The organism is Nesterenkonia sp. F, from assembly GCF_000220985.1.
Classification (GTDB): Bacteria; Actinomycetota; Actinomycetes; order Actinomycetales; family Micrococcaceae; genus Nesterenkonia.
On the sequence record NZ_AFRW01000034.1, the window covers coordinates 20,012 to 31,487 of the forward strand.

Annotated in this window: 19 protein-coding genes; all 19 read right to left on the bottom strand. The window is 67.9% G+C overall.

Annotated features, from left to right (window positions below; genetic code table 11):
* Positions 1-99: 99 nt before the first annotated feature.
* Positions 100-666 carry a 50S ribosomal protein L17 gene (rplQ, locus tag GU5_RS0103350; protein WP_029513979.1) on the bottom strand — a complete coding sequence of 189 codons (567 nt, stop codon included), beginning with the start codon at positions 664-666 and terminating at the stop codon, positions 100-102.
* Positions 667-755: 89 nt separating this feature from the next.
* Positions 756-1,766, bottom strand: a complete 1,011-nt coding sequence (locus GU5_RS0103355) for a DNA-directed RNA polymerase subunit alpha (RefSeq protein WP_010524170.1) — start codon at positions 1,764-1,766, stop codon at positions 756-758.
* A gap of 113 nt (positions 1,767-1,879) precedes the next feature.
* Entirely contained in the window at positions 1,880-2,281 is a 402-nt protein-coding gene (gene rpsK / locus GU5_RS0103360) for a 30S ribosomal protein S11 (protein ID WP_010524171.1), read from the bottom strand.
* A 65-nt stretch (positions 2,282-2,346) separates the two neighbouring features.
* Complete coding sequence (gene rpsM / locus GU5_RS0103365) at positions 2,347-2,715, bottom strand: 30S ribosomal protein S13 (protein ID WP_010524172.1); 369 nt, start codon at positions 2,713-2,715, stop codon at positions 2,347-2,349.
* 221 nt (positions 2,716-2,936) lie between these two features.
* Positions 2,937-3,053 carry a 50S ribosomal protein L36 gene (rpmJ, locus tag GU5_RS0103370; RefSeq protein ID WP_010524173.1) on the bottom strand — a complete coding sequence of 39 codons (117 nt, stop codon included), beginning with the start codon at positions 3,051-3,053 and terminating at the stop codon, positions 2,937-2,939.
* A gap of 11 nt (positions 3,054-3,064) precedes the next feature.
* Positions 3,065-3,286: a translation initiation factor IF-1 gene (gene infA / locus GU5_RS0103375; protein WP_010524174.1), complete on the bottom strand. Its 222-nt coding sequence runs from the start codon at positions 3,284-3,286 to the stop codon at positions 3,065-3,067.
* Positions 3,287-3,672: 386 nt separating this feature from the next.
* Positions 3,673-4,518, bottom strand: coding sequence for a type I methionyl aminopeptidase (gene map, locus GU5_RS0103380; RefSeq protein WP_010524175.1), 846 nt, complete (start codon positions 4,516-4,518; stop codon positions 3,673-3,675).
* Positions 4,519-4,523: 5 nt separating this feature from the next.
* On the bottom strand, positions 4,524-5,093 hold the full coding sequence (locus GU5_RS0103385; RefSeq protein WP_010524176.1) for an adenylate kinase: 570 nt from the start codon (positions 5,091-5,093) through the stop codon (positions 4,524-4,526).
* Positions 5,090-6,397 (bottom strand): preprotein translocase subunit SecY, encoded by a 1,308-nt coding sequence (gene secY, locus GU5_RS0103390; protein WP_010524177.1) that lies wholly within the window; start codon positions 6,395-6,397, stop codon positions 5,090-5,092. The genes GU5_RS0103385 and secY overlap by 4 nt, the downstream gene beginning before the upstream one ends.
* Positions 6,398-6,692: 295 nt before the next feature.
* Complete coding sequence (gene rplO / locus GU5_RS0103395; RefSeq protein ID WP_010524178.1) at positions 6,693-7,169, bottom strand: 50S ribosomal protein L15; 477 nt, start codon at positions 7,167-7,169, stop codon at positions 6,693-6,695.
* A gap of 2 nt (positions 7,170-7,171) precedes the next feature.
* Positions 7,172-7,402 (bottom strand): 50S ribosomal protein L30, encoded by a 231-nt coding sequence (gene rpmD / locus GU5_RS0103400; protein WP_010524179.1) that lies wholly within the window; start codon positions 7,400-7,402, stop codon positions 7,172-7,174.
* Positions 7,399-8,172, bottom strand: coding sequence for a 30S ribosomal protein S5 (gene rpsE, locus GU5_RS0103405; protein WP_029513980.1), 774 nt, complete (start codon positions 8,170-8,172; stop codon positions 7,399-7,401). Before rpsE ends, rpmD begins: the two co-directional genes overlap by 4 nt.
* Positions 8,169-8,540, bottom strand: coding sequence for a 50S ribosomal protein L18 (gene rplR / locus GU5_RS0103410; RefSeq protein ID WP_010524181.1), 372 nt, complete (start codon positions 8,538-8,540; stop codon positions 8,169-8,171). The genes rpsE and rplR overlap by 4 nt, the downstream gene beginning before the upstream one ends.
* 3 nt (positions 8,541-8,543) lie before the next feature.
* Complete coding sequence (gene rplF / locus GU5_RS0103415) at positions 8,544-9,080, bottom strand: 50S ribosomal protein L6 (protein ID WP_010524182.1); 537 nt, start codon at positions 9,078-9,080, stop codon at positions 8,544-8,546.
* A gap of 21 nt (positions 9,081-9,101) precedes the next feature.
* The gene (gene rpsH / locus GU5_RS0103420) at positions 9,102-9,500 is read right to left on the bottom strand and encodes a 30S ribosomal protein S8 (protein ID WP_010524183.1); all 399 of its coding nucleotides are present in this window, start codon (positions 9,498-9,500) and stop codon (positions 9,102-9,104) included.
* 117 nt (positions 9,501-9,617) lie between these two features.
* Positions 9,618-10,196, bottom strand: a complete 579-nt coding sequence (rplE, locus tag GU5_RS0103425) for a 50S ribosomal protein L5 (RefSeq protein ID WP_029513981.1) — start codon at positions 10,194-10,196, stop codon at positions 9,618-9,620.
* Positions 10,196-10,531, bottom strand: a complete 336-nt coding sequence (gene rplX, locus GU5_RS0103430; RefSeq protein ID WP_010524185.1) for a 50S ribosomal protein L24 — start codon at positions 10,529-10,531, stop codon at positions 10,196-10,198. The genes rplE and rplX overlap by 1 nt, the downstream gene beginning before the upstream one ends.
* A 3-nt stretch (positions 10,532-10,534) precedes the next feature.
* Complete coding sequence (rplN, locus tag GU5_RS0103435; protein ID WP_010524186.1) at positions 10,535-10,906, bottom strand: 50S ribosomal protein L14; 372 nt, start codon at positions 10,904-10,906, stop codon at positions 10,535-10,537.
* A 378-nt stretch (positions 10,907-11,284) separates the two neighbouring features.
* Positions 11,285-11,476 (bottom strand): 30S ribosomal protein S17 (gene rpsQ / locus GU5_RS0103440; protein ID WP_010524187.1); only part of this gene is annotated, 192 nt, incomplete at its 5' end.

Below are 11,476 nucleotides of genomic sequence, written 5' to 3' on the forward strand. Positions count from 1 at the left end.
GGCTCCGGACGCACTGAGGCCCCCGACCCATCGTGGGTCGGGGGCCTCAGTGCGGCGACGCCGCCGGCGGACCGGCGGCGGCCGAGGATCAGGCGAGGATCACTTCTCCTCGGAGGTCTCCTCGGACTCCTCGCCCTCGGACTGCTCAGTCTGCTCCGACGACTCGGCGGCCTCGACCTCGGGGGCCTCGGTCTCCTCCGCCGGCTGCTCGACGCCCTCGGCCGGAGCCTCCTCGGCGGGCGCGGTGGCGGCGGCCTGCTCGGCTTCCTGGACCACGGCCTGCTTCGGGGACACCGGCTCCATGACGAGCTCGATGACGGCCATCGGGGCGTTGTCGCCCTTGCGGTTGCCGATCTTGGTGATGCGGGTGTAGCCGCCGTGGCGGTTCTCCATCGCCGGGGCGATCACGGTGAACAGCTCGTGCACCACCGCCTGGTTGGTGGAGTTGCGTGCGCTGATCTTGCTGACCACCTGACGACGAGCGTGCAGGTCGCCCTTCTTGGCGATGGTGATCAGCCGCTCGGCATAGGGGCGCAGCCGCTTGGCCTTGGTCAGCGTCGTGGTGATCGAGCGGTGCTCGATCAGGTTCGCGGACAGGTTCGCCAGCATCTGCTTCTCATGCGTCGGGCTCCCGCCCAGGCGCGGTCCCTTGGTGGGGGTAGGCATGGTCTCGTTCTCCTTGGATGGGGCTCCGGACGCCCCGAGAGCTCAGCTCGGCGCGGCCGGCGCGCAGAATGATGTGGTCGTCGCCGAACTTACAGCTGCTCGTCGACGGAGGGCTCCTCGTCGCCCGCCTCCTGGAAGCGGGCCGCCGTCGGGTCGAACCCGGCCGGAGAGTCCTTCAGCGACAGGCCGAGCTCGGTCAGCTTGTCCTTGACCTCGTCGATGGACTTCGCACCGAAGTTGCGGATGTCCATCAGATCGGCCTCGGAGCGGGCCACCAGCTCGCCGACGGTGTGGATGCCCTCGCGCTTGAGGCAGTTGTAGGAGCGCACTGTGAGCTCCAGGTCCTCGATCGGCAGGGCCATGTCCTGCGCCAGGGCGGCGTCGGTCGGCGACGGGCCGATCTCGATGCCCTCGGCGGCGACGTTGAGCTCACGGGCCAGCGAGAACAGCTCCACCAGCGTGGTGCCGGCCGAGGCCAGCGCGTCCCGCGGGGCGACCGACGGCTTGGTCTCGACGTCGACGATCAGCTTGTCGAAGTCGGTGCGCTGCTCGACGCGCGTCGCCTCGACCTTGAAGCTGACCTTCAGCACCGGCGAGTAGATGGAGTCCACCGAGATCCGGCCGATCTCGGCGTCGGCCGCCTTGTTCTGCTCCGCGGACACATAGCCGCGACCGCGCTCGACGGTGAACTCGATGTCCATCCGGCCTTCCTCGTTCAGCGTGGCGAGGTGCAGGTCCGGATTGTGGATCTCGACGCCGGCCGGCGGGGTGATGTCCGCGGCGGTCACCTGGCCGGGCCCCTCCTTGCGGAGGTAGGCCACGACCGGCTCGTCGTGCTCCGAGGAGACCGAGAGCTGCTTGATGTTCAGCACCAGCTCGGTGACGTCCTCCTTGACACCGGCGACGGTGCTGAACTCGTGCAGCACGCCGTCGATGCGGACGCTCGTCACCGCCGCCCCCGGGATGGAGGAGAGCAGCGTGCGACGCAGCGAGTTGCCCAGGGTGTAGCCGAAGCCCGGCTCCAGGGGCTCGATGACGAAGCGCGAACGGTCATCTGCGACGACTTCTTCGGTCAGCGTGGGGCGCTGTGCAATGAGCACTGATGATTCCTTTCAGAGTGCATCCGCTATATGACGCATTCTCACTGATGATGATGCTCTCACCCCGCCGCGGCCCGCAGGCCGCGGCGGAGGCGCTGTCTGTAGAAGGTCGCTCAGACGCGACGACGCTTCGGCGGGCGGCAGCCGTTGTGCGCGCTCGGCGTGACGTCCTGGATGGAGCCGACCTCGAGGCCGGCGGCCTGCAGCGAGCGGATCGCAGTCTCGCGCCCGGAGCCCGGGCCCTTGACGAACACGTCGACCTTCTTCAGGCCGTGCTCCTGCGACCGCTTGGCGGCCTGCTCGGCGGCCATCTGCGCGGCGTAGGGGGTGGACTTGCGGGAGCCCTTGAACCCGACCTCGCCGGAGGTCGCCCAGGAGATCACCGCACCGGTGGAGTCGGTGATCGAGACGATGGTGTTGTTGAAGGTCGACTTGATGTGGGCCTGACCCTGCGTGATGTTCTTGCTGGCCTTGCGGCGCGGCTTGCGGGCCGCTGCGCGGTTCTTGGGGGGCATATCTTCTCCGTGACTCGAGTTGGTCGGATCGGCGGGGGACCCTCAGGGATCCTCGGCGCGCCGAACTACTTCTTCTTGCCTGCGACGGTCTTCTTCGGACCCTTGCGGGTGCGGGCGTTGGTCTGCGTGTGCTGACCGCGGACCGGCAGGCCGCGGCGGTGGCGCAGGCCCTGGTAGGACCCGATCTCGACCTTGCGGCGGATGTCGGCGGCGACCTCGCGGCGGAGGTCGCCCTCCACCTGGAAGTTGCCCTCGATGTAGTCACGCAGTGCGACCAGCTGGTCGTCCGTGAGGTCCTTCACGCGGGTCTCCGGCGAGATGCCGGTGGCCTCGACGGTCTCTGCTGCACGGGTCTTGCCGACGCCGTAGATGTAAGTGAGTGCGATCACCGTGCGCTTCTCGCGCGGGATGTCCACACCTGCCAGACGTGCCATCGTGGCAGTCCTCCTTGCTGTCGTCCGAAGGTCTTCGACAGTGCGTTCCCATCTGGACCGCTCGCGGCCGACGTCGGAGGTGACGCCTTCAGCGGGTCCCCGGCCTTCGGCAACCGGGGGTCTGTCCGTCCAGCTCATCGACGGACTGCACTGCCGTGCTGGTATTGAGCTGTCGAAGCGCTCGGCGCGCCCTCACGCGTTCCTCGTCGAGAAGGTGAGGGTCAGCCCTGGCGCTGCTTGTGACGCGGGTTCTTCTTGCAGATCACTCGGATCACACCGCGGCGGCGGATGATCTTGCACTCAGAGCAGACCTGCTTCACGCTCGGGTGAACCTTCATGGCTTTCCTCTTTACTTGTAGCGGTAGACGATTCGTCCACGGTTGAGGTCATACGGGCTCATCTCCACCACGACCCGGTCCTCGGGGAGGATCCGGATGTAGTGCTGACGCATCTTGCCCGAGATCGTGGCGAGCACCACGTGCTCGTTCTCCAGACGCACGCGGAACATCGCATTGGGGAGAGCCTCGGTCACCCGGCCCTCCACCTCGATCACACCTTCTTTTTTACCCATATGCTCCACACCGTTCGCGATCCCTCCGATCCCGTCGACGCCGCCGCTTGAAGCGGGGTCGGCTCCGGACGACGGCCGCGGCGCGCGCACGAGGGCACGTCGCCGCACGGCCGACGCAGAGCGCCGTCATCGTCGGTGCAGACCGGGGAGAATCTGGTTCAGTTTCTGGTCAGACGTCTCTGCATGCTCGACGAGAGAGGACCCGCCGGCGCGCATGAGGGCACAGTCGACCCACAGAGACAACCAGCAGTCAATAGTACCCGAATCCGACGACGTCGAGCAATTCCCCTCCCGCGCCCTCCTCACCGGCGCGGGCGGGGTCGCCGCGAGCGTCGTCCGGGCCGCACGGGGCCGGGCGGACGGGCCGCGGCGGCCGACGCCGACGCTCAGCGCTGCGGGATCGGCGTCGGCGTCACACCCAGCGGCTCGAGCTCGGAGGCCCCGCCGTCGTGGGCGGTGAGCACCCAGATGCCGTCGTCGTGGCAGGCCACCGAGTGCTCCCACTGACTGGCCCGGGCACCGTCCTCGGTGACCACGGTCCAGTCGTCGTCGAGCACGCGGGTGGCGACGCCGCCGCGGGTGAGCATGGGCTCGATCGCCACGGCCATGCCCGGGCGGATCCGCGCGCCGCGGTGTCCGGTGGCATAGTTGAACACGTCCGGCGCCATATGCATGGCCGAGCCGATGCCGTGGCCGACGTACTCCTCGAGGATGCCCAGCCGCTCCCCCGCCTGGGACGCCACGAACGCCTCGACGGCCTCGCCCACCTCGCCGATGTGCTTCGCCTCGGCGAAGGCGGCGATGCCGGCCCACATCGCCCCGCGGGTGATCGCCGAGAGCCGCTCGTCGCCCGCGTCGGCGGTGCCCTGCGCGGAGGACCCCAGCACCACGGTGCGGGCCGAGTCGGAGTGCCAGCCGGAGATGATGCAGCCGGCGTCGACCGTCAGCACGTCGCCCACGGCGAGCTCCCGCTCCCCCGGGATCCCGTGGACGACCTCCTCGTTGACCGAGGTGCAGATGGTGCCCGGGAAGCCGTAGTAGCCCAGGAAGTTCGGCGTCGCACCGCGCTCGGCGATGAAGGCGGCGAACAGCCGGTCCAGCTGTCCGGTGGTCATCCCCGGAGCAGCGGCCGCGACGACGGCGTCCAGCGCGCCGGCCAGCACGGAGCCTGCGGCATCCATGTGCCGCAGCTGCTCCGGAGTCTTCAGCTCGATGCGCTGGCGCGAGAACATCCCCATCAGTCCTTCAGCACGTCCATGATGCGGGCGGTGACGTCGTCGATGTCGCCCAGCCCGTCCACGCGGCGCAGCAGGCCGCGGGACTCGTACTCGGCGATCATCGGCGCGGTCTCGGTGTCGAAGAGCTCGAGCCGGCGACGGATCGCGTCCTCGTCGGCGTCGTCGTCGCGGCCCTCGATCTCGGCACGCTTCTTCAGCCGCTGGATCAGCTCCTCGCGGTCGGCGGTGAGCTCCAGGACCACGTCCAGCGAGACGTCGAGGCGCTCGAGCATCTCGTCCAGCGCGGTCACCTGGGCCCGGTTGCGCGGGTAGCCGTCCAGCAGGAAGCCGGAGGCGGCGTCGTCCCAGGACAGCCGGTCCTCCACCATGCGGTTGGTGACCGAGTCGGGCACCAGCTCGCCGGCGTCGACGTACTGCTGGGCCTCCCGGCCCAGCTCGGTGCCGCCCTTGATGTTGGCCCGGAAGATGTCCCCGGTGGAGATCGCGACGATCCCCAGATCCTGGCAGATGCGCGTGGACTGGGTGCCCTTGCCCGAACCGGCCGGTCCGACGATCAGCATGCGTGTCATCGCAGAAGTCCTTCGTAGTTTCGCTGTTCCATCTGTGCGTTGATCTGCTTCACCGTGGTCAGCCCCACACCCACCATGATGAGGATCGAGGTGCCGCCGAACGGGAAGCTCTGGCTCACCCCGAGAAGCACCATGGCGATCATCGGGATCAGCGCGATGAAGCCCAGGTACAGCGAGCCGGGGAAGGTGATCCGGGAGATCACGTAGCTCAGGTAGCGCTCGGTGGGGCGGCCGGCCCGGACGCTCGGGATGAAGCCGCCGAACTTGCGCATGTTCTCGGCGACCTCGTTCGGGTTGAAGGTGATCGTCACGTAGAAGTACGTGAAGAAGATGGTCATCAGGAAGAAGCAGATCATGTACACCGGGTGCGTCCCGCCGGAGAAGTACTGCTGGATGAACTGCATCACCGGGCCGACGTCCTCGCCGGGGGCCGGCTGGTTGAACTGTGCGATGACCGAGGGCAGCGTCAGCACCGAGGAGGCGAAGATGACCGGGATCACGCCGGCCATGTTCACCTTGATCGGGATGTAGGTCGAGGATCCGCCCAGCGTGCGGCGGCCGACCTGCCGCTTGGCGTACTGCACCGGGACGCGGCGCTGAGACTGCTCGACGAAGACGACCGCGGCGATGGCGACCAGGCCGATCAGCAGCACCAGCGCGAAGATCCGCCAGCCCTGGGTCGACCAGATCTCGCCCATCGCTCCGGGGAAGCCGGCGGCGATGGACACGAAGATGAGGATGGACATGCCGTTGCCGACGCCGCGCTCGGTGATCTGCTCGCCGAGCCACATGATCAGCGCGACGCCGGTCACCAGAGCCAGGATCATCAGCAGGATGACGCCCAGGCTGTCGTCCGGCACGATCGGCAGATCGCAGCCGAGCAGGGCGCCGGAACGGGCCATCGTCACGATGGTGGTCGCATTCAGCGTGCCCAGCGCGATGGTCAGATAGCGGGTGTACTGGGTGAGCTTCGCCTGCCCCTGCGGGCCTTCCCGCTGGAGGTTCTCGAAGCGCGGGATGACCACGCGCAGCAGCTGCACGATGATCGCCGCGGTGATGTAGGGCATGATGCCCAGCGCGAAGATCGACACCTGCAGCATCGCCCCGCCGGAGAACATGTTGACGAAGGAGTAGACCCCGCCCTCGGTGTTGCCCAGGGCCAGGCACTGCTGCACCGTCCCGTAGTCCACTCCTGGCGCGGGGATGAAGGCACCGATGCGATAGATCGCGATGATCCCGATCGTGAACCAGATCTTCCGGCGCAGATCAGGTGTCTGGAACACCCGGGCGATTGCGCTGAACAAGCGTCCTCCTGTGGGGCTGAAGCAGTCAGTGCGGCGACCGTCGGACACCCTGGGCGCCGTGGGCCGGCGCCGTCGTCGACGGACTCCGAACTGCGGTCGTCCCTCGGTGCCTTCCGAGGTGTGCGGTCACACAGACAGCCATACTAACGCCCGTGACGCGGGCGGGATGAATCATGGCACGGACACGCGGGCCCGCAGATGCACGACGGCCCCCGCCGGACCCTCCGCAACCCCGCCTGAGCGGGATCTGCGGAGGTCGACGGGGGCCGTCATGTCAGATCGGCGCGAGGACTTCTCAGCCCTGCTCGATCGTGGTGACCGAGCCGCCGGCGGCCTGGATCTTCTCCACGGCCGAGGACGAGAAGGCGTGCGCCGTCACGTGCACGGCCACCGAGATCTCCCCGGAGCCGAGGACCTTGACCGGCCGGCCCTTCTTCGCCACGCCCTGGCCGACGAGGCCGTCGACGGTCACGTCGCCGCCGGACGGGTACAGCTCGCCCAGCTTCGACAGGTTGACCGGCGAGTACTCGACGCGGAACGGGCTCTTGAAGCCGCGCAGCTTCGGCAGGCGCATGTGCAGCGGAAGCTGCCCGCCCTCGAAGCCTGCCGGCACCTGGTAGCGAGCCTTGGTCCCCTTCATTCCACGACCTGCGGTCTTGCCCTTCGACGCTTCACCACGACCCACACGCTGGCGGGACTTCTTGGAGCCGGGGGCCGGACGCAGGTCGTGGACCTTGAGGACGTCGGACTCTGCAGCGTTGTTGTCTGCCATCGTCACTTCGCCTCCTCGACGGTCACGAGATGCTTCACGGAGTTCAGCATGCCCACGGTCACGGCGTCGGCGTCGCGGACGACGGTGTGCCCCACGCGCTTCAGGCCCAGCGACCGCACCGTCTCACGGTGGGCCGGCGTGGCGCCGATGGTGGACTTGGACTGCGTGATCTCCAGCTTCGCGTCGCTGGGGACCACGTTCTTCGCGGTGGTCTGGATGTCGCTCATCCTCATGCACCTGCCTTCTCTGCCCGGGCGGCACGGTCCGCCTCCATAGTGCGGAGCATCGGTGCCGGAGCGACCTCGTCGAGCGCCTTGCCGCGGCGGGCGGCCACGGCTTCGGGCTCCTCGAGCTGCTTCAGCGCGTCGATGGTGCCGTGCACGATGTTGATCGAGTTGACCGAGCCCATGGACTTGGTCAGCACGTCGTGGATGCCGGCGCACTCGAGGACGGCACGCACCGGACCGCCGGCGATCACACCGGTACCCGGCGAGGCCGGACGCAGGAGCACGACGCCGGCGGCGTCCTCGCCCTTGACCAGGTGCGGGATGGTGGAGCCGACGCGCGGGACGCGGAAGAAGTTCTTCTTCGCCTCCTCGACGCCCTTCTGGATGGCCGCGGGGACCTCCTTGGCCTTGCCGTAGCCGACGCCCACCATGCCGTCGCCGTCGCCGACGACGACCAGCGCGGTGAAGCTGAAGCGCCGGCCGCCCTTGACCACCTTGGAGACGCGGTTGATGGTGACGACGCGCTCGAGGAACTTGTCCCGGTCGTCGTCCCGGCCGCCGCCGCGGCCTCCGCCGCGACCGCCGCCCTCGCCGCGTCCACGACCGCCGCGGCCTCCACGGCCGCCGCGGTCCTCACGACCGCCCTGGGACGAGCTGTTCTGGTCGGCCTGCTGGGTGTCGCCGCTGCCCTGAGCCTTCTCGGCGGCCTCGACGGCGTTCTCGTTGGCCTCAGTCACAGATGAAACCTTCTCAGTGTTGTCGGTGTTCTCACTCACAGCTGCAGACCACCCTCCCGGGCGCCGTCGGCGACGGCGGCCACGCGACCGTGGTACTTGTTGCCGCCGCGGTCGAAGACCACGGCCTCGATGCCGGCCGCCTGAGCGCGCTCGGCGATCAGCTCGCCGACCTTCTTCGCCTTGGCGGTCTTGTCGCCGTCGAAGCTGCGCAGATCGGCCTCCATCGTGGTGGCCGAGACCAGCGTGCGGGACTCCTGGTCGTTGACGACCTGGGCGACCATGTGCCGGGAGGACCGGGTGACCACCAGGCGCGGACGCTCGGCGGTGCCGTCGATCTTCTTGCGCAGGCGGATGTGGCGGCGGCCGCGGGCAGCGGACTTGGACTTGCCCTGGATACCAATAGCCATGGTTTACTTACCTGCCTTTCCGGCCTTGCGGCGAATCTGCTCGCCCTCGTAGCGGACGCCCTTGCCCTGGTACGGGTCGGGACGGCGCAGCTTGCGGATGTTCGCGGCGACCTGTCCGACCTGCTGCTTGTCGATGCCGGAGATCGAGAGCTTGTTCGCGCCCTCCACCTGGAAGGAGATCCCCTCGGGGGCCGCCATCTCGATGGAGTGCGAGTAGCCCAGCGCGAACTCGAGGTCCGAGCCCTTGGCCTGGACGCGGTAACCGGTCCCGACGATCTCGAGCTTCTTGGTGAAGCCCTCGGTGACGCCGTGGACCATGTTGGCGATCAGCGTCCGGGTCAGGCCGTGCAGCGAGCGGGACTCCCGCTCGTCGTCCGGACGGGTCACCGTGATGGTGTCCTCTTCGACGGACACCTCGATGCCCTCGGACAGGGTGCGGGCGAGCTCGCCCTTCGGTCCCTTGACGGTGAGGTCGCGACCCTTCAGGTCGACCTCGACGCCGGCAGGAATGGTGATCGGAAGCTTACCGATGCGTGACATAGTGCTTCGACTCCCTTCGCGTCACCAGACGTAGGCGAGGACTTCCCCGCCGACGCCCTTCTTGGCTGCCTGCCGGTCGGTCAGCAGACCGGAGGAGGTGGACAGGATCGCGATGCCCAGGCCGCCCAGCACATGCGGGAGGTTGTTGGACTTCGCGTACACCCGGAGACCGGGCTTGGAGATGCGACGCAGGCCGGCGATGGACCGCTCGCGGTCGGGACCGAACTTGAGGTCGATGGCCAGGGTCTTGCCGACCTCTGCCTCGTCCTCGCGCCAGTCGGTGATGTATCCCTCGGCCTTCAGGATGTCGGCCACACGCACCTTCAGCTTGGAGCTGGGCATGGAGACCTGGTCGTGGAAAGCCGAGTTGGCGTTGCGCAGACGCGTGAGCATGTCTGCGACTGGGTCAGTCATTGTCATGAGGGGCGTTCGCCCTTCCCCGCCACGGTTTCCGATCTCCGAAGGAACTCTGGGTTCGCCGCCCGGAGGGGCGACGGCCCGACAGAACCTCTGGTGAAAGGACCTGCGGCGTAGTGCTTACTGGTCGGTCTTGAACGGGAAGCCGAGCGCCTTCAGCAGCGCACGGCCCTCGTCGTCGGTCTTCGCGGAGGTCACGACGGTGATGTCCATGCCGCGCGGGCGGTCGATCTTGTCCTGATCGATCTCGTGGAACACCGACTGCTCGCTCAACCCGAAGGTGTAGTTGCCGTTGCCGTCGAACTGCCGGTCGCTCAGCCCGCGGAAGTCGCGGATGCGCGGCAGCGCGAAGGTCACCAGGCGGTCGATGAACTCCCACATCCGGTCGCCGCGCAGCGTGGTGTGCGCGCCGATCGGCTGGCCCTCGCGCAGCTTGAACTGCGCGATGGACTTCCGAGCCCGGGTGATCTTCGGCTTCTGGCCGGTGATGCTGGTCAGGTCGGCCACGGCGCCGTCGATGATCTTGGAGTCGCGGGCAGCCTCGCCGACGCCCATGTTCACCACGACCTTCACCAGGCCGGGCACCTCCATGACGTTGCCGTAGGAGAACTGCTCCTGCATCGCGCCGCGGATCTCGTCGCGGTACTTGGTCTTCAGTCGGGGGGTGATCTTCTGCGTCACGCTCTGCACCTCGGTCATCACAGGTCCTTTCCGGAGGCCTTGGCGTAGCGGACCCGCACAGTCTTGGTGCGGCCGTCACGCTCGACGGTCTCCTCCCGGTGGCCGACGCGGGTGGGCTTGCCCGTCTCCGGGTCCACCACGGCCACGTTGGAGATGTGCAGCGGGGCCTCGGACTCCACGATGCCGCCCTCGGTGCTGCCGGCCTGGCCGGCGCGCAGGTGGCGCTTCATCCGGTTGACGCCCTCGACGACGACGCGCTCCTCGCGCGGCCGCACCTCGAGGACCTTGCCCTGCTTGCCCTTGTCCTTGCCGGACAGGACCTGGACGAGGTCGTCCTTCTTGATGTTTGCCATGAGTCAGAGCACCTCCGGCGCGAGCGAGACGATCTTCATGAACTTCTTGTCGCGCAGCTCGCGGCCCACCGGGCCGAAGATGCGAGTACCACGCGGGTCCTGGGTCTCACCCTTGAGGATGACGGCAGCGTTCTCGTCGAAGCTGATGTAGGACCCGTCGTGGCGACGGGACTTCTTCCGCGACCGCACGACCACGCCCTTGACGACGTCGCCCTTCTTGACGTTGCCGCCGGGGATGGCGTCCTTCACGGTGGCGACGAAGATGTCGCCGATGCCTGCATAGCGGCGTCCGGATCCGCCGAGCACACGGATGACCAAGAGTTCCTTGGCACCGGTGTTGTCAGCGATCTTCAGCCGCGATTCCTGCTGAATCACTTGTCTACTCCTGTCGTCTCGCCGGTTCTCCCCGCTGGTGCGGCGAGCCTTGCGGAACTTCCGAATGAACTTCCCCCGGCCGCTTACCCACGTGGACTGCGTCGTGCCGGCCGGAACAGGTCCGACCGCACCGACGCGGCGCCTGATTCACGAGGCCGAGGCGGCATGGATGGGGGACGTGCGCTGTCCTCCGATCCTCCCGGCGATGATCATCGCGGGAGGACTGCGGGGTGGAGGCCCCGCATACAAGGGCGCACAGCCTCAATAGCATACCTGAAAACAGCTCGGGGCCCAACTCAGCAGGTGAGTCGGGCCCCGAGCCGTCGTTCTAGGAGGCAGCGTCGAGCGTGGACGCAGTGATGCCGGAGAGCCCGGAGATCACTTCGCCTTCTCGATGATGCGCACCAGGCGCCAGCGCTTGGTCGCCGAGAGCGGGCGGGTCTCGGCGAGCTGGACGGTGTCGCCCACGCCGGCCTCCTCGTTCTCGTCGTGCGCCGTGAACTTCGAGTGCCGCTTCATCACCTTCCCGTACAGGGAGTGCTTCTTGCGGTCCTCGACCTCGACCACGAT

What these genes read in the sequence shown, in the direction of transcription:
- rplQ (WP_029513979.1), bottom strand. Translation starts at nt 666, where the DNA reads ATGCCTACCCCCACCAAGGGACCGCGCCTGGGCGGGAGCCCGACGCAT.
- rpsK (WP_010524171.1), bottom strand. Translation starts at nt 2,281, where the DNA reads ATGCCCCCCAAGAACCGCGCAGCGGCCCGCAAGCCGCGCCGCAAGGCC.
- rpsM (WP_010524172.1), bottom strand. Translation starts at nt 2,715, where the DNA reads ATGGCACGTCTGGCAGGTGTGGACATCCCGCGCGAGAAGCGCACGGTG.
- rpmJ (WP_010524173.1), bottom strand. Translation starts at nt 3,053, where the DNA reads ATGAAGGTTCACCCGAGCGTGAAGCAGGTCTGCTCTGAGTGCAAGATC.
- infA (WP_010524174.1), bottom strand. Translation starts at nt 3,286, where the DNA reads ATGGGTAAAAAAGAAGGTGTGATCGAGGTGGAGGGCCGGGTGACCGAG.
- map (WP_010524175.1), bottom strand. Translation starts at nt 4,518, where the DNA reads ATGTTCTCGCGCCAGCGCATCGAGCTGAAGACTCCGGAGCAGCTGCGG.
- GU5_RS0103385 (WP_010524176.1), bottom strand. Translation starts at nt 5,093, where the DNA reads ATGACACGCATGCTGATCGTCGGACCGGCCGGTTCGGGCAAGGGCACC.
- rplO (WP_010524178.1), bottom strand. Translation starts at nt 7,169, where the DNA reads ATGGCAGACAACAACGCTGCAGAGTCCGACGTCCTCAAGGTCCACGAC.
- rpmD (WP_010524179.1), bottom strand. Translation starts at nt 7,402, where the DNA reads ATGAGGATGAGCGACATCCAGACCACCGCGAAGAACGTGGTCCCCAGC.
- rplR (WP_010524181.1), bottom strand. Translation starts at nt 8,540, where the DNA reads ATGGCTATTGGTATCCAGGGCAAGTCCAAGTCCGCTGCCCGCGGCCGC.
- rplF (WP_010524182.1), bottom strand. Translation starts at nt 9,080, where the DNA reads ATGTCACGCATCGGTAAGCTTCCGATCACCATTCCTGCCGGCGTCGAG.
- rpsH (WP_010524183.1), bottom strand. Translation starts at nt 9,500, where the DNA reads ATGACAATGACTGACCCAGTCGCAGACATGCTCACGCGTCTGCGCAAC.
- rplE (WP_029513981.1), bottom strand. Translation starts at nt 10,196, where the DNA reads ATGACCGAGGTGCAGAGCGTGACGCAGAAGATCACCCCCCGACTGAAG.
- rplX (WP_010524185.1), bottom strand. Translation starts at nt 10,531, where the DNA reads ATGGCAAACATCAAGAAGGACGACCTCGTCCAGGTCCTGTCCGGCAAG.